Below are 17,068 nucleotides of genomic sequence, written 5' to 3'. Positions count from 1 at the left end.
GTCGGCGATGGAGAGCAGCTCGGCCGGCTCCTCCTCGGTGCGGCGCAGCCGGGCCCGCACGCGGGCGACGAGCTCCTTCGGCTTGAACGGCTTGACGATGTAATCGTCGGCGCCGGACTCCAAGCCGAGCACCACGTCGACCGTGTCGGTCTTGGCGGTGAGCATCACGATCGGAACGCCGGAATCGGCCCGCAGCACGCGGCACACGTCGATGCCGTTCATGCCGGGCAGCATCAGGTCCAGCAACACCAGGTCGGGGCGGATCTCGCGAACCGCCGCCAGGGCCTGTGTGCCGTCGCCGACCACGTGCGGGTCGAACCCTTCCCCGCGCAAGACGATCGTGAGCATCTCAGCGAGTGCCATATCGTCGTCGACGACCAGAATCTTGGGCTTCATAATTACTATGTTGTCATCTCCCAGGCCAGGAACGGGCCGCCACGCCAACACTGGTGCGAACCCGCCGCACATCCAACCTTATCCGGCAACCAATTCCGCCAATCGCACGGCCAGCGATGCCGGATCGTCATCGGATCGTATTCTCCACCAAGGGCCGTACCAATCGCTCCCGGCCAGCTCACGATAGACCTCGAGGGTGCGCCGCTGGAGTCCGCCATCCCGTTCGTAGGCATCCAGGGCGCGAGTCGCGTCGAGTTCGCCGCGCTTGCGGGCGCGTTCGGCGGCGAGCTCGGTATCGACGTCCAGCAACAATTGCAGATCCGGTACCGGCAGGCCGAAGCGGACGAACTCCAATTCGGCCACCCAGCGGGCGATCTCGCTGTCGGCGGATTGCGTCAGCCGGGCGGCGTTGTAGGCCGCGTTGGAGGCCACGTATCGATCCAGCACGACGATGTCGTTGTCGAGCAACAACTTCGTCAGTTCGGGCACCGCCCCGGCCCGGTCCAGGGCGAACAGCAACGCCATCGCATTCACCGATTGCGCCAGATCGCCGTGCGCGCCGCGCAGCGCCTCGGCCGCCAGATCGGCGTGCACCGACTGCCCGTAGCGCGGGAACGCCAGGCTCGTCACCCGCAGCCCGGCCGCCCGCAGGTGTGCGGCGGTCGCGTCGATCAGGGTGCGCTTGCCCGCACCGTCGAGACCCTCCACCGCCACCAGGACACCCATGGTGCAGGAGGCTACCCGGCGGGTGGACCCGGTCCTCGCGAGCCCCGATCGGGCAACGAAAATCGGCCGGTCACCCTGGGGTGACCGGCCGAAATACCGTGTAGCGCGGGAGAATCAGTACCGGTAGTGCTCGGGCTTGTACGGGCCCTCGACGTCGACGCCGATGTACTCCGCCTGATCCTTGGACAGCTTGGTCAGGGTGCCGCCGAGCGCCTCGACGTGGATCTTGGCGACCTTCTCGTCCAGCGCCTTGGGCAGGCGGTAGACCTCGTTGTCGTAGTTCTCCGGCTTGGTCCACAGTTCGATCTGCGCGATGACCTGGTTGGAGAAGCTGTTCGACATCACGAACGACGGGTGGCCGGTGGCGTTGCCCAGGTTCAGCAGGCGGCCCTCGGACAGGACGATGATCGCCTTGCCGGACTCCTTGAAGGTCCACTCGTCGACCTGGGGCTTGATGTTGATCCGGGTTGCGCCCGAACGCTCCAGGCCGGCCATATCGATCTCGTTGTCGAAGTGGCCGATGTTGCCCAGGATCGCGTGATCCTTCATCGCCTTCATGTGATCGAGGGTGATGATGTCCTTGTTGCCGGTCGAGGTGATGACGATGTCGGCCTCGCCGATCGCCTGCTCGACGGTGACGACGTCGTAGCCGTCCATCAGCGCCTGCAGGGCGTTGATCGGGTCGATCTCGGTAACCTGGACGCGCGCGCCCTGTCCGGCAAGCGATTCCGCGCAGCCCTTGCCGACATCGCCGTAGCCGGCGATCAGGACCTTCTTGCCACCGATCAGGACATCGGTGCCGCGGTTGATGCCGTCGATGAGCGAGTGCCGGGTGCCGTACTTGTTGTCGAACTTCGACTTGGTGACCGAGTCGTTGACGTTGATCGCCGGGAACACCAGCTCACCCGCGGCCGCGAACTGGTACAGCCGCAGCACACCGGTGGTGGTCTCCTCGGTGACGCCCTTCACGCTCTCGGCGATCTTGGTCCACTTGGACCGGTCGGCGTCCAGGCTGGCGCGCAACAGGTTCAGGAACACCTTGTACTCGGCCGAGTGGTCCTCTTCCTCGGGCGGAACCACGCCGGCCTTCTCGAACTGCGCACCGCGCAGCACCAGCATGGTGGCGTCGCCGCCGTCGTCGAGGATCATGTTGGCCGGCTCTTCGGGCCAGGTCAGCATTTGATCGGCGGCCCACCAGTACTCCTCCAGGCTCTCGCCCTTCCAGGCGAAGACCGGGGTGCCCTTGGGCTCCTCGACGGTGCCGTGCGGTCCGACGACGATGGCCGCGGCGGCATGGTCCTGGGTGGAGAAGATGTTGCAGGACGCCCAGCGCACCTGCGCGCCGAGCGCGACCAAGGTCTCGATGAGCACCGCGGTCTGCACCGTCATGTGCAGCGAACCCGAGATCCGCGCGCCCTTGAGCGGCTGCACGTCGTGGTACTCGCGGCGAAGCGCCATCAGTCCGGGCATCTCGTGCTCGGCGAGGCGGATCTCCTTGCGGCCGAACTCGGCCAAGGACAGATCGGCCACTTTGTAATCGATGCCGTTGCGCACATCGGCGGTAAGTTCTGAGGTCGTCATCAGCCTCTCCTGGTCGACAGTTCCGGGACCAAGGCTACAGCGTGGGCCCCCGCCCATTCGGCGGCAGAGTCCGCCCTGCCCGAAGGTCCGCGACCAGGGCTTCGGCCGCCGGAGCTGGGGCGGCGGCGATCTCGGCCGCCGCCGCCCGAACCCGGACTATCGCCTGCGGATGACGAAGCCGTTGTTCTCCGGAACGCATTTGAACCGGTCCTGCATGCCCCATGCCTCGAGCGTGTTCTTGCAGTAGTACTCGTGCTGGTGCCAGTCACCCACCCGGGGACCCGCCGTGAGCATCGGAGCAGCCACGGTCGTGGCCGATGGCACGGCCGCACCGGCGGCCGCGGTACCGATGCCGGCGATTCCGGCAACACCGATGGACAGCGCGATAGTGGTACGCAAAATGGACCTCATGAATCCCTCCCCTGAGATACGCGGCGCATAGCAACCGCTGCCTCGAAGGTACCAGAGACCAATCTCGGTCGAGTGTCCAAATCCCGCTTGTACCAAGCGTTTACGCGGGCGCCCGCTTCGCCGCCAGTAACCGGCGGCGCTTGCGGGGCTGGATGTTCGCGCGGCTGATGTCGCCGTCGTAGTGCGCGATGACGCGGGGGTCCATGACGGCGCGCCAGAGTGGGGGGACGGCCGCGAACACGATCATGGAGGCGTAGCCGGCGGGGAGTTGCGGGGCTTGCATGGAGCTGCGCAGGGTTTGGTAGCGGCGGCCGGGGTTGGCGTGGTGGTCGCTGTGGCGCTGCAGGTGGAACAGGAAGATGTTCGTGACGAGGCGGTCGCTGTTCCAGCTGTCGCGGGCCGAGCAGCGCGCGTAGTTCCCGTTGGGCCGCCGCTCGCGTAGTAGTCCGTAGTGCTCGACGTAGTTCACCGTTTCGAGCAGGGCCGCGCCGATCACCGCCTGTAGCAACAGGTAGGGCAGCGCGCCGAGACCGAACGCCGCGACCAGGCCAGCGAACAGCACCAGCGACATCGACCAGGCCTGCAGGATGTGGTTGTGCGGGCTCCACCAGTGCTTGCCCTTGCGCGCCAGGCGCTCGCCCTCCAGCCCGATGGCCGAGCGGAAGCCGCCGATCACGCTGCGCGGGAGGAACTCCCACAGCGATTCGCCCAGGCGGCCGCTGGCCGGATCCTCCGGCGTCGCGACCCGGACGTGATGGCCCCGGTTGTGCTCGACGAAGAAGTGGCCGTAGCAGGACTGCGCCAGCGCGATCTTGGCCAGCCAGCGCTCCAAATGCTCCACCCGGTGCCCGAGTTCGTGCGCGGCGTTGATGCCGATACCGCTGACGAAGCCGAGAGTCGCTGCCAGACCGAGCTTGTCCAGCACGCTCAGGTCATTGCCTGCCCACATGAAACAGGCGATGCCCAGACCGACCAGCTGGATGGGCAGGAACAGGTAAGTGCACCAACGGTAGTAGCGATCGTTGGACAGCACCTCGTAGTCCTCGTCGCGTGGGTTGCTGCCGTCCTCGCCGACCAGCCAATCCAGGATCGGGATCACCACGAGCACGATGATCGGCCCGATCCACCAGAACACCGGCGCCTTGGTGTGAAGCACCAGCTGAGAGGGCAGGAGTGCGCAGGAGGGAGCGATGAGGCCTAGAACCCACAAGTGGCGCTTGGGGTCGGGAGACCCCGCAGGTTTGCCAGCCGATTGCACGTTTGCCCCGCTAAATAAGAACCCTAACTCCGATGCATGAGAATACTTACAGACTTTACGTCCGTTACAGGGGGGCTTGGCGGGGAAACGTGGCAGCAATTACAACCACGGCGGTCGGTTTTTGAGCGCACTCACATGTGACAGCGGTCACGGCATATGCATGGCTAACAAAGGGTGCCCTGACTTCAAATCCGGTGCGACAGCAGCGGAGACCAGCGAAGATCGGATCGACGCGGCGTCATCACGACCGGATCGCCGGACGCGACCCGCGGGATGCGAGCACGCGGTTCGAGCCTTTCACCTGGCAGGCGGCGCTGCGCGGAACCGGCTCCGCGAGCACGGGAAAGCCGGAGCAACAGACCGGCATCGGGGCGAATGCGGTCTGCAACGATTTGGTATCAACATGTTTGGGGAGCGATGCTCCCGGCCGAATCAGCGCAGCAGCACTTCGGCATTCGGCGGCAGCGCGTCGATCGGCCACCAGCGCAGATCCGTCGACTCGTGGCTGCGCACCGGGATCGCGCCGGCCGGCGCGGTGACCCGGAACAGCAGGTCCAGGTGCCGGGTCGGCACGCCGAGCGAGCAGGTGATCGGATGCGCCTGCACGCCATAGAGTTCCGGGTCCAGCACCAGTCCGTCGATGCCGGACTCCTCGAGCGCCTCGCGCAGCGCCGCGTCCGGCACGGTCTCGTCGCTCTCCTCGCAGTGCCCGCCGAGCTGGATCCACAGCCCGACGCGCGGGTGCAGCGTCAGCAGCACCTCGCGGCCGTCGTGGGAGTACACCACCGCCGAGGCGGTGATGTGCCCGGGTGCGTGCTCGCGCAGGCAGCCCCGGGGCGCGGAACCCAGGAACGCGAGCACGGCCTCCCGCAGCGACTGCTCGGGACCCTTTGCGGGGCTCCAGGTTTCGAGCAGTTTCGTGGCGGAGGCGTGCAGCGACTCGGCGGTCATCGGCGTCCTTACCTCTGTGTCACAGTTCGACGAGCCCGGGGCCCGGGCCGTGTACCGGCCGCGGGACCAGTTCCTCGAGCGGGTGGCCGATCGCGATGGCGCCCAGCGGGTTCCAGTCGGCGGCCAGGCCGAGCACCTCGCGGGTGACCTCGGGGGCGAAGATGGTCGACCCGATCCAGCAGCTGCCGATGCCCTCGGTGGCCAGCGCCACCAGCAGGCCCTGCACCGCGGCGCCGACCGCGACGGTGAACATCGTCCGCTCCGCGGCGCGGCGGCGCTCGTCGGGATAGTCGTGCGCGCCGTCGGGCACGCAGAACGGGATGATCACCTCGGGGGCGTCGGCCAGGATGCGGCCCCGGGCGACCCGGCGCTCCACACTCTCGGGCGTGCGGCCGTCGCCGCTGAGATCGGCCCGCCACTTGTCGGCCATCGCCGCCAGCAGCGCGGCCCGGCGGTCCGGGTCGCGCAGCCAGACGAAGCGCACCGGGCGGGTGTGATGCGGGGCGGGCGCGGTCAGCGCCACACCCACCGCCGCCCGGATCCGTTCGGGATCGACCGGCGTATCGGCGAATTGGCGCACCGAGCGGCGCAGCCGGATCGCCTCGCGGCGGCCCTGGTCGATGGCCTCGGCGGTGCCGAGCCAGAACAGATCGTCGGTGCCGCCGCGCAGCAGGTCGCGCGCGGACGAACCGTCGTCGGTGATCGGCAGCCCGCGCACCACCGCGACCGGCAGGCCGCCGAGCTTGCCCTTCACCAGATCCGCGGCGGCGGCCAGCTCGTCGGCCAGCGCGATCTGGGTGACGTGCAACTCGTTGCCCTGGGAGTCCACCGCGCCGGCGTAGTCGTGCAGCACCCGCAGCCCGGCCGCGCCGATGGCGGCGTCGGTCTGGCCGTTGCGCCAGGCCCGGCCCATGGTGTCGGTGATGACGACCGCGACGTCCACGCCGAGCGACTCGGCCAGCGCGGTGCGCAGCGCCTTGGCGCTGGCGTCGGGATCGGCGGGCAGCAGCACCAATTCGCCCTGCTCCACATTGGAGCCGTCGACGCCGGAGGCGGCCTGCACGATGCCGAGCTTGTTCTCGGTGATCAGCGTGCGGCCCTTGCGCGCGAGCACGCGCACCGCTTCCTGGTCGACCAGCGCCCGGCGCGCGGTGTCGCGCTCCTCGGGGTCGGTGGGCGCGGCGACGATGCGGCCCTCGGCCTTGGCGACGATCTTGCTGGTGACCACCAGGATGTCCCCGTCGGCCAGCCAGGGCGCGCAGGCCGCGAGGTGCGCGGCGAGGTCGTCGCCGGGCCGGAATTCGGGCAGGCCGGTGACCGGCAGGATGGTCAGCTCGGTGGCCGCGTGATCGACGATCTCCTTACTCACCACTTCACCTCCGCGAGATCCAGGGCGGCCCGGACGATTTCGGCGGTTGTCGGCGGATCGGTCATCAGCAGCGGTACGCTGCGCACCGCGACGCCGGGCACGTCGGCGGTGTCGGTGGTGTGGATCAGCCAGCCGTCCAGGATGCCGGTGGCCGAGCGGGCGCCGTAGTGCCGGCCGATCGCCTCGGCGGTGGTTTCCACACCGATCACGGACAGACATTCGTCGGCCATGCCGCGCAGCGGCTTGCCGTCGATCACTCCCGACACGCCGATCACCTTCGCTTCCGTGGTGCGCAACGCACCCCGGATGCCGGGTACGGCGAGGATGGCACCGACGCTGACAACGGGGTTCGACGGTGCCAGCAGGACGGCATCAGCCTCCGCTATGATCTCCGTCACATTTGGGGCCGGTTTCGCTTCGTCTGCCCCGATTTGGGCAAATCCGTGCGTTTCGAGGTTCGCTCGATAGCGAACCCACCACTCTTGGAAATGGATCGCGCGACGTTCGCCAGGGTTCTCCGGATCGCTCACAATCACATGTGTTTCACAGCGATCGTCGGTTGCCGGGATGAGTTTGACGCCCGGCTGCCACCGATTGCAGAGCGCTTCGGTGACCGCGGAAAGCGGGTATCCGGCACGCAACATTTCAGTTCGAATCAGATGCGTGGCGATATCGCGATCACCCAGACCGAACCAATCCGGCTGCGCGTTGTAATTCGCCAGCTCCTCCTTGGCGTGCCAGGTTTCGCCGACCCGGCCCCAGCCGCGCTCGGTATCTATGCCGCCACCCAGCGTGTACATGCAGGTATCGAGGTCGGGACAGATACGGAGGCCGTGCATCCAGACGTCGTCGCCGACGTTCACGATCGCCGAGATCTCGGCGTCGGGCAGGAGTTCCCGGACGCCCTGCAGGAAGCGCGCGCCGCCTACTCCGCCGACCAGGACAGCGATCTTGGGCGTGCGCACCGAGCTGCGGTCCGCTTGTTGTGCAGTCACATCCGCACAGCCTAGGCGTAACCGACGCGCCCGACCGCAACAACCTATTTGCTAACCATTTGCTATGGCAGACACCAAGATCAGCGCGGAAAACGATGGCGGATAGTAACGGAATAGCGTCGGCGGCTTGACCATCGACACGTCCGGCGTGTCTAATCACAGTCATGTCATTCCGGGTCCGCGCGAGACCTCAAGCCGCGGACAGGTTTTCGAACGCATGTTCGCACCGGAGTGACGAGCTCGGGGATGTCCGCGGGACAACGTCGCGGGGTACGGCCGTCGGTGTGCGCGTTGGTCCGACGGAAAGAATCATTCTGCGCTAACACACAGTGAGGAGGCGGAGCGATGGCCGACGATATGGTCACGCCTACCGATTCCACAGCAGGCGCAGCACGTGGCGTCTGCGCAGACATCGGCCGGGCCGCTAGCGACTGCTTGTCAGATCGCTCGGAAGAGTCAGAACACCAGGCGAGTGCGGAGCACTTGCCACCCGAGACGGCCCCGGCACCCCGGTTGAGCCTGATCGTGACGGGCTTCGACGAGATGTTCGAAACCATCGAAGAGCAGTGGCAGGAACGTGCACTGTGCGCGCAGACCGATCCGGAGGCGTTCTTCCCCGAGAAGGGCGGCTCGACCCGCGAGGCGAAACGGATCTGCATGGGCTGCGAGGTTCGTGACGAGTGCCTGGAGTACGCACTCGCCCACGATGAACGCTTCGGTATCTGGGGCGGCCTCTCCGAACGAGAGCGCCGCCGGCTCAAACGCGGCATCAGCTAGTCCCGCGGTACCTGTTCGCACTCGACTCGCGCCGGCCTCACCCGAGGTCGGCGCGAGTTTGCGTGTAGTGCCCAGTAAGTTTCTCTACATGGCACGTTCCCGCAACCGACGACCTCCCACCGCCCGGTCGGTGATCCGCCGCGGCCGGGGCGTGCGCGGGCCCATGCTGCCCCCGACTGTTCCCGCCTGGCGCACCCGCGGCCAGCAGTTCGACCGTCTCGTCCTGGAGGCGTTCGCGCCGCTGGACAGCCGCTGGCACGAGCGGCTCACCAAACTCGATATCGCCGTCGACGACGTGCCGAAAATTCGTCCGCTGCATCCGGATTCGGTCACCTGGCCGGACGAGGTGGTGGCCGACGGCCCGGTGCCGCTGTCGCGACTGATCCCCGCCGGTGTCGATCGGCACGGCGCGGCCACCCGCGCCCGGGTCGTGCTGTTCCGCAAGCCGCTGGAACTGCGGGCGGGTGACCCCGACGATCTGGTCGACCTGCTGCGCGAGGTCCTGGTGCAGCAGATCGCCACCTACCTCGGCGTCGACCCGGAGATCATCGATCCGGAGTAGCCCCGATCAGTGATCTAGAGCGTGTCTGAGCCCGCGAAAGCGCCAGGGGGGTTACTCTTCTCGGCGTGATCCCCATGCGTCGTTGTTGCCGACCCGGCTGCAAGAACCCGGCCGTCGCGACGCTCACCTATGTGTACTCCGACTCCACGGCCGTCGTCGGCCCGCTGGCCACCGTCGCCGAACCGCACTCCTGGGATCTGTGTGAAACCCACGGGTCTCGGATTACCGCCCCCAAGGGGTGGGAGCTGGTCCGGCACGAAGGCGGATTCTCCTCGAGCACACCGGATGACGACGATCTGACCGCGCTGGCCGAGGCGGTGCGCGAAGCCGGCTTACGCCGCCGCCCGCCCGAGCCCGCCGCCGACCGCGGTTACCGCGAGTACGCCGCGCCCCCGGCGCCGCGCGCCACCCGCACGGGCCGTCGCGGTCACCTACGCGTACTCCCGGACCCGCCCAGCTGAACCACGCGTGGCAGTGCCCGATGCCGCCCAGCTGAGATCCCGTGCGCCTGTGCACACTAGGGTGGTGCGCATGACAGTCGCCCGCTCTGCCGAGTTCGTGAACGCGGTCATCAAGGCCTATGACGTCCGCGGTGTTGTCGGAGAACAGATCGACGCGCAGTTCGTGCAGGACGTCGGCGCCGCCTTCGCGCGCCTGATGCGCACCGAGGGCGCGACCCGCGTGGTCATCGGCCACGATATGCGCGATTCCTCCCCCGGCCTGGCCACCGCGTTCGCCGACGGTGTGCGGGCCCAGGGCCTCGATGTGGTGCACATCGGCCTGGCCTCCACCGATCAGCTGTACTTCGCCTCCGGCCATCTCGGCTGCCCCGGCGCCATGTTCACCGCCAGCCACAACCCGGCCAAGTACAACGGCATCAAGATGTGCCGCGCCAACGCGCTGCCGGTCGGTCAGGACACCGGCCTGGCCACCATCGCCGCCGAGGTGACCACCGGCGTGCCCGCCTACGACGGCGCACCCGGCACCGCCACCGAGGTCGATCTGCTCACCGCCTACGCCGAATATCTGCGCGGGCTGGTCGATCTGGAGCACGTCCGCCCGCTCACCATCGCGGTGGACGCCGGCAACGGCATGGGCGGCCACACCGTGCCCGAGGTGCTCGGCACGCTGCCGCAGCTGAAGGTCGTGCCGCTCTACTTCGAACTCGACGGCTCGTTCCCCAATCACGAGGCCAACCCGCTGGACCCGAAGAACCTGGTCGACCTGCAGGCGCTGGTGCGCGAGTCCGGCGCCGATATCGGGCTGGCCTTCGACGGCGACGCCGACCGCTGCTTCGTCGTCGACGAGAAGGGCGACCCGGTGTCGCCCTCGGCCATCACCGCCCTGGTCGCCGAGCGCGAGCTCACCAAGGAGCCGGGCGCGGTCATCATCCACAACCTGATCACCTCGCACGCGGTGCCCGAGCTGGTCACCCGGCTCGGCGGCACGCCCGTGCGCACCCGGGTCGGGCACTCGTTCATCAAGCAGGAAATGGCTTCCACCGGCGCGGTTTTCGGTGGCGAGCACTCCGCGCACTACTACTTCCGCGATTTCTGGGGCGCCGACTCCGGCATGCTCGCGGCGCTGCACGTGCTGGCCGCGCTGGGCGAATCCGACCGGTCGATCTCCGAGATCATGGCCTCCTATGAAACGTATGCGGCCTCCGGGGAGATCAACTCCACAGTGCCGGACGCGAAGGAGCGGACGCTTGCCGTGCTGGAAGCGTTCGGCGACCGGGCGACCTCGGTGGACCGGCTGGACGGTGTGACGGTCCAGCTCCCCGACAACGCCTGGTTCAATCTGCGCGCGTCGAACACCGAACCGTTGCTCCGACTCAATGTCGAGGCTCGTTCGCCGGAGGAAGTAGATGCACTTGTGACTGAGATCCTGAGCATCGTTCGGGGCTGACTGGAATAGTGGAATTACACAGGAGTGATGCGTGGGACAGCACTCCGAGGACTGGGAGCGGGTCGCCGAGATCCTGAGCGTCGTTCGCTCCCGACTGGAATAGTGGAATCACAGCAGCGCGATGAGGGGAGGTGGGACGCCCGATGATCGCTGGAACACCGGTGCTCGACCTCGACGACGCCGCTTCGCTCGAAGCCGCCGATACCGGCGGGGCCCTGCGCTCGGCCGCCTCCGGCGGCGCGCAGGTTCGCGCGACCGCGGCAGCCGTCGGTGAGGATGTACTCGCTCGCCTCACCGGCTTACGACCGCGCAGCGTGGTGCTGGTCTGCGGCGCCGGCCGCGCCACCCGCGCCGCGAACCTGCTGATGGCCGCCCTCGGTGATCGGGCCGGCCTGCCGATCATGTCCGCGGCCACGCTGCCGCCCTGGGTTGGCCCGCTGGACGTGGTCCTGGTGGCCGGTGACGACGCGGGTGATCCGCGCCTGATCGATTCGGTGGACCGGGCCGTGCGCCGCGGCGCCGAAGTGGTGGTCGCCGCGCCGCTGGAGGGTCCGCTACGCGCGGCCGCCGCCGGGCGAGCCGCGATCCTGGAGCCGCGCGTCCAGGTGCTCGCGCACAACCGCCTGCTGCGCTTCCTCGCCGCCGGTATCGCCGTGCTGCGCCTGGTCGATCCGGTGCGCACCGCCGACGCCGTGCCCGACCTGACCGCGCTGGCCGACCTGCTCGACGCCGAGGCGCTGCGCGACGGCCCGCACAGCGATGTCTTCCACAATCCGGCCAAGACCCTCGCCGCGCGCATGCAGCAGCGCGGGCTGGTGCTGGCCGGCGATTCCCCGGCCGCGAGCGAATTGGCCGAGCACGGCGCCGAGGTGCTGGTGCAGTCCGCGGGCCGGGTCACCGCCGCGGTCAGCCTGGCCGAGGCGGTGGCCGCGCTACCGCGCATCACCGAGGCGGCGGGCCGCACCACCCCGGATTTCGACCCGCTGTTCCACGACGAGGAACTCGACGGTCCCGCGCCGGTGGAACGCGTACGCGTATTCGTGCTCAGCGCCGACCCGGACCAGTCCGCGGCGCGCCGTAGAATCGCGGTCTTCGGTGGCGGTTCCGGCCTGGTCGACGCCGACCTGGTCAGCGCCGATATCGACCTGCTGCAGGCCACTCTGGCCGACCCGAGTGTCCCCGCCGCGGCCAAGATCGACGATCCGGCGGCCCACCAGCCCGGCACCTCCGGGCACGGCACCGAACTCGAACAACTCGCCGTTCTGGCGCTGCGCCTGGAGATGGCCGCGGCCTACCTGCGGCTGCTCGGCTCCGGGGCGCCGGCGACCACCGGCAGCGGCGAGGAATTCGACGGGGGACGCTACTAGTGCACGAACTCGTTGGTGCACTGCGCTCCTACGCTTGGGGCTCACGCACCGCTCTCGCTCAACTGTGCGGCCGACCGGTTCCCTCGGCGCACCCGGAGGCCGAACTGTGGTTCGGCGCCCACCCCGCCGACCCGGCACACGTCCGGGTCGGGGACGCCAGCCGATCCCTGCTGGAGTACCTGGCCGCCGACCCGGACGGTGAACTCGGCGCGGCCGCACCCGAATTCGGCGGCAAGCTGCCGTTCCTGCTCAAGATCCTGGCCGCCGAGGAGCCGCTGTCGCTCCAGGCCCATCCGAGTGCCGAGCAGGCGCGGGTGGGCTGGGAGCGCGAGAACCGGGCGCGGGTGCCGCTGGACTCGCCGATGCGCAACTACCGCGACGACAACCACAAGCCCGAATTGGTGGTGGCGCTGGACCGCTTCGAGGCGCTGGCCGGGTTCCGCGACCCGCGGCGCACCGTCGCGCTGCTGCGCGCGCTGGCCGTGCCGCCGCTGGGTCCCTACGCCGACCTGCTCGCGGCGCAACCGGATTCGGCCGGGCTGCGGACGCTGTTCACGACCTGGATCACGCTGCCGCAGAACGTCCTGGAGTCGCTGCTGCCCGCGGTGCTCGACGGCTGCGTGCGCTATCTGCACGGCCGCGGCGAGCGCCCGTTCCTGCCCGAGGCGCAGACCACGCTGGAGCTCGCCGAGGCCTACCCGGGTGATGCCGGCGTGCTGGCCGCGCTGCTGCTGAACCGGCTCACCCTCGAACCCGGCGAGGGCCTGTACCTGGCCGCCGGGAACCTGCACGCCTACCTGAGCGGGCTCGGCGTGGAGATCATGGCCAACTCCGACAACGTGCTGCGCGGCGGTCTCACCCCCAAGCATGTCGACGTGCCGGAACTGTTGCGGGTACTGGATTTCGAACCGATCGACCTGCCCGTCGTGCTGCCCGAGTACGCCGCCGACGGCTCCCTGCGCTACCGCACGCCCGCCTCGGAATTCGCGCTGCGCCGGGTGGATCTGCGGGCCGGCGGCGAGCTGCCGCTGACCGGCGCCGGGCCGGGCATCGTGCTGTGTACCGCCGGCTCCGTGCTGCTGCGCCAGGACGACAGCGAACTGCTGCTGCGCCGCGGCGCGGCGGCGTGGGTGTCGGCCTCGGACAAGGAAATTCGGGCCTGCGCGGTCGACGGCGCGGCCCAGGTCTTCTGCGCCTGTGTGGGCGGCGGCCCGGGCTCGGGATGAGTCGCCCGGAGTCCGTTTCGCCGCGGACACGCTAAGTTAAGCGGTGATTGAGCGAGATGACACAGCGGGGCAACTTCCGCCGGGCCGGTCGCGTAGGGCGGGGAACCGAGAAACGAGAGGGGCATTCCGGACATGTCTGCTGGTGGTGGCAAGAAGGCGATCATCGCCGCGTTGACGGCGAACGCGGGGATCGCGGTCGCGAAGTTCATCGGTGCGGCGATCACCGGTTCGGCCTCGATGCTGGCCGAGGGGGTGCACTCGGTGGCGGATACCTCCAATCAGGGGCTGCTGCTGCTCGGGCAGCGCAAGGCCGAGCAGGAGGCCGACGCGCTGCATCCGTTCGGCTACGGGCGCAACCGCTACTTCTACTCGTTCATCGTCGCGCTGGTGCTGTTCACCATCGGCTCGATCTACGCGGTCTACGAGGGCATCCACAAGATCCAGCACCCGGAGGAACTCAGCACGGCGATCGTCGCGATCGTCATCCTGGTGATCGCGATCGGCCTGGAGACCTACAGCTTCCGGACCGCGGTCAAGGAATCCCGCCCGCTCAAGGGCGAGGTGAGCTGGTGGCGGTTCATCCGCACCTCGCGCAGCCCGGAGCTGCCCGTGGTGCTGCTGGAGGACACCGGCGCGCTGATCGGCCTGATCTTCGCGCTCGCCGGCGTCGGCCTGACCATGATCACCGGCAACCCGATCTGGGACGGCATCGGCACCCTGGCCATCGGCCTGCTGCTCGGTGTCATCGCGATCATCCTGATCATCGAGATGCAGAGCCTGCTGATCGGTGAGGGCGCGACCGCCGCCGAGGACAAGCTGATCAAGGAGAACCTGGTCGACGGGGATCGCATCACCCGCGTCATCCACGTCAAGACCCAGTACATCGGCCCGGAGGAGATCCTGGTGGCCGCCAAGATCGCGATGACCCCCGGCCTGGAGATCGATGGGATCGCCGCCGCCATCGACGCCGCCGAGGCGCGGGTGCGCGGTGCGGTCCCGGCCGCGCGGTTGATCTACCTGGAACCGGATCTGTACCGCACCGATCCGGCCTGACCGGGCGGGGTGTCGGCGGGCGGTTCGCCCGGGCCGCCGGTAGTTTGGCGGAATGTCAGCCGGCGGCAGCAAGACAGCGATCTTCGCGGCGCTGGGCGCGAACGCCGGAATCACGGTGGCCAAGTTCATCGGCGCGCTGATCACCGGGTCGTCGTCGATGATGGCCGAGGCGATCCACTCGGTCGCCGACACCGGCAATCAGGGTCTGCTGCTGCTCGGGCAGAAGCGCTCCGAGCACGAGCCGGACTCGAAACACCCCTTCGGCTACGGGCGCAACCGCTACTTCTACGCGTTCGTGGTGGCGCTGGTGCTGTTCACCCTCGGCTCGCTCACCGCGATCCGGGAGGGCATCGACAAGATCCGCGAGCCCGAACACCTGGAGAAGCCGCTGGTCGCGATCGCGATCCTGGTGGTCGCGCTGTGCCTGGAGGGTTTCAGTCTGCGCACCGGCATGCGCGAGTCGCGCAGCCTCAAGGGCCGCGGCAGCTGGTGGCGCTTCATTCGCGAATCGCGCAATCCGGAGCTGCCGGTGGTGCTGCTGGAGGACAGCGGCGCGCTGATCGGGCTGAGCTTCGCCTTCGCGGGTGTCGGCCTGACCGTGCTGACCGGCGATCCGATCTGGGACGCCCTGGGCACCTTGGCGATCGGCGTGCTGCTCGGCGTCATCGCGGTCGTGCTGATCGTGGAGATGAAGAGCCTGCTGATCGGCGAGGGGGCCACCCCGGCCGAGGACGCCGCGATCCGGGAGCTCCTGGTCGACGGCAACCGCATCGACCGGGTGCTGCGGCTGCGCACCGAGTACCTCGCGCCCGATCAGCTGATGGTGGCGGCGAAGATCCAGATGACGCCGTTCCTGGATGTCACCGAGGTGGCGGACGCGATCAACGACGCCGAGGCGCGGGTGCGGACGGCGCTGAGCCAGGTGGATGTGGTCTATCTGGAACCCGAGATCCACCGCCCCGAGCAGATTTAGCGCGTTGCCGCTCGGCCCGGATCCAGCAGTTCGAGCGGATCCGTGCGGATACCGAATTCGCGGCGCAGGACGTGGCGGGCCGCGTTCAGGCCGTTCATGCCGTGCACACCCGGGCCGGGTGGCGTCGCCGAGGAGCACAGGTAGAGCCCGGAAACCGGGGTGGCGTAGGGGTTCCAGCGCGCGACCGGCCGGAAGGCCGTCTGGCGCAGGGTCATCGCGCCGGCGGAGATGTCGCCGCCGAAGTAGTTGGCGTTGTGCGCCGGGAGCTCGGCGGCGGTCCAGACGTGCTTGGCCACAATGAGATCCGTGAAGCCGGGTGCGAAGCGTTCCACCTGGGCGATGATCTGATCGCTGATGTCTCGGGTGGACCCGTTGGGGACGTGGGCGTAGGTGTAGAAGGTGTGGCCGCCCGCGGGGGCTCGGGTGTCGTCGACGACGCCGGGCTGGATGGCCAGCACGTAGGGGTTCTCGGCGTGCCGCCCCGCGGCGACGGCGCGCTCGGCCACCATGGCTTCCTCGCGCGTGCCGATCAGATGCAGGGTGCCCGCGCGATCGCAATCCTTGGCCCGCCACGGCACCGGGCCGGACAGCGCGAAATCGACCTTGCAGGCCGCGCCGCCGTAGTGCACCCGGCCGAGCTGGTTGGCGTAGCGGCGCGGCAGCTGGTCGCCGCCGATGCGCAGCAGCTCCGCGGGCGAGGTGTCGAGCAGAACCGCGCGGGCCGTGCCGAATTCGGCGAGCGAGTCCACCCGCTGGCCGGTGTAGACCTTGCCGCCGAGCCGTTCGAGTTCGGTGATCAGCGCGTTCGGGATGGCCTGGCTGCCGCCGCGCGGCAGCACCCAGCCACCCGCGTGCGCGAGCGTGCCGAGCAGCATGCCCGCGCCCATGGCGGGGATGGCACGCGGCGGGGTGATCGCGTGCGTGGCCACGCCGGTCAGCAGGGCCGGGGCCAGGTCGTCCTGAAAACGCTTGTTCCACAGCGGCGTGCCCTGTTCGAACACGCGCAAGCCGAAACGCAGCGCGGTGACCAGATCGGCGGGCGGGCGGCGCAGGTCACCCATCGCGACGTCGACGACCGCTTCCCACTGGCGCACCAGCGGTTCGAACAGGCCGCGCCACGCGGCGCCGTCGCGCCCGAGGCCCGCGACTGCGCGGTCCAGATCGTGCCAGGCCAAGCCCGCGCGGCCGCCGTCCATCGGATGCGCGTAGGAGACCTCGGGCATGAGCAGCTCCACACCGTGGGCGGGCAGGTCGAAGGCCCGAAAGAACGGTGACGCCAACGCCATCGGATGCGCGCCCGCGCAGACGTCGTGGTGGTAGCCGGGCAAGGTGAGCTCGGCGGTGCGGGAACCGCCGCCCGCGGTGGGCTGGGCCTCGAAGACCTCCACCGCGAGGCCCGCACGCGCCAGGATCACCGCCGCGGCGAGCCCGTTGGGTCCGGATCCGACCACTGCGACATCAGCCATGACCTCCACGCTACCGCTGAATCCCGGCCCGGTCGGCGGCGGTAATCCA

General features: G+C 68.9%; 17 protein-coding genes. 8 read left to right on the top strand and 9 right to left on the bottom strand.

All coding sequences use genetic code 11. From position 1 onward, the window contains the following. From AB0H76_RS02130 to cofD, 8 genes are all read right to left on the bottom strand, one after another. Nucleotides 1-405 (bottom strand): response regulator (locus tag AB0H76_RS02130; protein WP_357320312.1); only part of this gene is annotated, 405 nt, incomplete at its 3' end. Nucleotides 406-474: 69 nt separating this feature from the next. Continuing rightward, complete coding sequence (locus AB0H76_RS02125) at nt 475-1,122, bottom strand: dTMP kinase (RefSeq protein WP_357316108.1); 648 nt, start codon at nt 1,120-1,122, stop codon at nt 475-477. A 114-nt stretch (nt 1,123-1,236) separates the two neighbouring features. Continuing rightward, entirely contained in the window at nt 1,237-2,703 is a 1,467-nt protein-coding gene (gene ahcY / locus AB0H76_RS02120; protein ID WP_357316105.1) for an adenosylhomocysteinase, read from the bottom strand. Nucleotides 2,704-2,859: 156 nt separating this feature from the next. Next, entirely contained in the window at nt 2,860-3,114 is a 255-nt protein-coding gene (locus tag AB0H76_RS02115) for a hypothetical protein (protein ID WP_357316103.1), read from the bottom strand. Between the two features lie 100 nt (nt 3,115-3,214). Beyond that, nucleotides 3,215-4,270, bottom strand: coding sequence for an alkane 1-monooxygenase (locus AB0H76_RS02110; protein ID WP_357316100.1), 1,056 nt, complete (start codon nt 4,268-4,270; stop codon nt 3,215-3,217). Nucleotides 4,271-4,804: 534 nt separating this feature from the next. Then, a complete protein-coding gene (locus AB0H76_RS02105; RefSeq protein ID WP_357316095.1) occupies nt 4,805-5,323 on the bottom strand; it encodes an NUDIX domain-containing protein in 519 nt (172 codons plus the stop codon). A gap of 19 nt (nt 5,324-5,342) precedes the next feature. Continuing rightward, nucleotides 5,343-6,692 carry a coenzyme F420-0:L-glutamate ligase gene (locus tag AB0H76_RS02100; RefSeq protein ID WP_357316092.1) on the bottom strand — a complete coding sequence of 450 codons (1,350 nt, stop codon included), beginning with the start codon at nt 6,690-6,692 and terminating at the stop codon, nt 5,343-5,345. After that, nucleotides 6,689-7,657 carry a 2-phospho-L-lactate transferase gene (gene cofD, locus AB0H76_RS02095; RefSeq protein ID WP_357316090.1) on the bottom strand — a complete coding sequence of 323 codons (969 nt, stop codon included), beginning with the start codon at nt 7,655-7,657 and terminating at the stop codon, nt 6,689-6,691. The genes AB0H76_RS02100 and cofD overlap by 4 nt, the downstream gene beginning before the upstream one ends. A 573-nt stretch (nt 7,658-8,230) precedes the next feature. Between cofD and AB0H76_RS02090 the strand changes: the two genes are divergently transcribed. The 8 genes from AB0H76_RS02090 to AB0H76_RS02055 all read left to right on the top strand — a co-directional run bounded on the left by AB0H76_RS02090 (nt 8,231) and on the right by AB0H76_RS02055 (nt 15,553). Next, complete coding sequence (locus tag AB0H76_RS02090) at nt 8,231-8,464, top strand: WhiB family transcriptional regulator (RefSeq protein WP_357320309.1); 234 nt, start codon at nt 8,231-8,233, stop codon at nt 8,462-8,464. 88 nt (nt 8,465-8,552) lie between these two features. Continuing rightward, nucleotides 8,553-9,026 (top strand): metallopeptidase family protein, encoded by a 474-nt coding sequence (locus AB0H76_RS02085; protein ID WP_357316088.1) that lies wholly within the window; start codon nt 8,553-8,555, stop codon nt 9,024-9,026. A 65-nt stretch (nt 9,027-9,091) separates the two neighbouring features. Beyond that, on the top strand, nt 9,092-9,487 hold the full coding sequence (locus AB0H76_RS02080; RefSeq protein ID WP_357316085.1) for a DUF3499 domain-containing protein: 396 nt from the start codon (nt 9,092-9,094) through the stop codon (nt 9,485-9,487). Between the two features lie 70 nt (nt 9,488-9,557). Next, on the top strand, nt 9,558-10,934 hold the full coding sequence (locus tag AB0H76_RS02075; protein ID WP_357316083.1) for a phosphomannomutase/phosphoglucomutase: 1,377 nt from the start codon (nt 9,558-9,560) through the stop codon (nt 10,932-10,934). A gap of 143 nt (nt 10,935-11,077) precedes the next feature. After that, on the top strand, nt 11,078-12,301 hold the full coding sequence (locus tag AB0H76_RS02070; RefSeq protein ID WP_357316080.1) for a tobH protein: 1,224 nt from the start codon (nt 11,078-11,080) through the stop codon (nt 12,299-12,301). Continuing rightward, nucleotides 12,301-13,527 carry a mannose-6-phosphate isomerase, class I gene (gene manA, locus AB0H76_RS02065; protein WP_357316077.1) on the top strand — a complete coding sequence of 409 codons (1,227 nt, stop codon included), beginning with the start codon at nt 12,301-12,303 and terminating at the stop codon, nt 13,525-13,527. Before AB0H76_RS02070 ends, manA begins: the two co-directional genes overlap by 1 nt. 132 nt (nt 13,528-13,659) lie before the next feature. Then, nucleotides 13,660-14,580 (top strand): cation diffusion facilitator family transporter, encoded by a 921-nt coding sequence (locus tag AB0H76_RS02060; RefSeq protein ID WP_357316074.1) that lies wholly within the window; start codon nt 13,660-13,662, stop codon nt 14,578-14,580. A gap of 52 nt (nt 14,581-14,632) precedes the next feature. Further along, entirely contained in the window at nt 14,633-15,553 is a 921-nt protein-coding gene (locus AB0H76_RS02055) for a cation diffusion facilitator family transporter (RefSeq protein ID WP_357316073.1), read from the top strand. Here AB0H76_RS02055 and AB0H76_RS02050 read toward each other — a convergent pair. Then, complete coding sequence (locus AB0H76_RS02050; RefSeq protein ID WP_357316070.1) at nt 15,550-17,019, bottom strand: NAD(P)/FAD-dependent oxidoreductase; 1,470 nt, start codon at nt 17,017-17,019, stop codon at nt 15,550-15,552. The genes AB0H76_RS02055 and AB0H76_RS02050 overlap by 4 nt on opposite strands. Nucleotides 17,020-17,068 lie beyond the last annotated feature (49 nt).

Origin of the sequence: Nocardia sp. NPDC050712, assembly GCF_040654295.1 — a bacterium.
In the GTDB taxonomy this organism is placed as follows: domain Bacteria; phylum Actinomycetota; class Actinomycetes; order Mycobacteriales; family Mycobacteriaceae; genus Nocardia.
This window is presented reverse-complemented; position numbering and strand designations above follow the sequence as displayed.

Bases quoted from the DNA above. Each gene is read 5' to 3' on its own strand.
- AB0H76_RS02085 (WP_357316088.1), top strand. From the start codon at position 8,553: ATGGCACGTTCCCGCAACCGACGACCTCCCACCGCCCGGTCGGTGATC.
- AB0H76_RS02090 (WP_357320309.1), top strand. From the start codon at position 8,231: ATGTTCGAAACCATCGAAGAGCAGTGGCAGGAACGTGCACTGTGCGCG.
- AB0H76_RS02115 (WP_357316103.1), bottom strand. From the start codon at position 3,114: ATGAGGTCCATTTTGCGTACCACTATCGCGCTGTCCATCGGTGTTGCC.
- AB0H76_RS02050 (WP_357316070.1), bottom strand. From the start codon at position 17,019: ATGGCTGATGTCGCAGTGGTCGGATCCGGACCCAACGGGCTCGCCGCG.
- AB0H76_RS02070 (WP_357316080.1), top strand. From the start codon at position 11,078: ATGATCGCTGGAACACCGGTGCTCGACCTCGACGACGCCGCTTCGCTC.
- AB0H76_RS02105 (WP_357316095.1), bottom strand. From the start codon at position 5,323: ATGACCGCCGAGTCGCTGCACGCCTCCGCCACGAAACTGCTCGAAACC.
- AB0H76_RS02055 (WP_357316073.1), top strand. From the start codon at position 14,633: ATGTCAGCCGGCGGCAGCAAGACAGCGATCTTCGCGGCGCTGGGCGCG.
- AB0H76_RS02060 (WP_357316074.1), top strand. From the start codon at position 13,660: ATGTCTGCTGGTGGTGGCAAGAAGGCGATCATCGCCGCGTTGACGGCG.
- ahcY (WP_357316105.1), bottom strand. From the start codon at position 2,703: ATGACGACCTCAGAACTTACCGCCGATGTGCGCAACGGCATCGATTAC.
- AB0H76_RS02125 (WP_357316108.1), bottom strand. From the start codon at position 1,122: ATGGGTGTCCTGGTGGCGGTGGAGGGTCTCGACGGTGCGGGCAAGCGC.
- AB0H76_RS02075 (WP_357316083.1), top strand. From the start codon at position 9,558: ATGACAGTCGCCCGCTCTGCCGAGTTCGTGAACGCGGTCATCAAGGCC.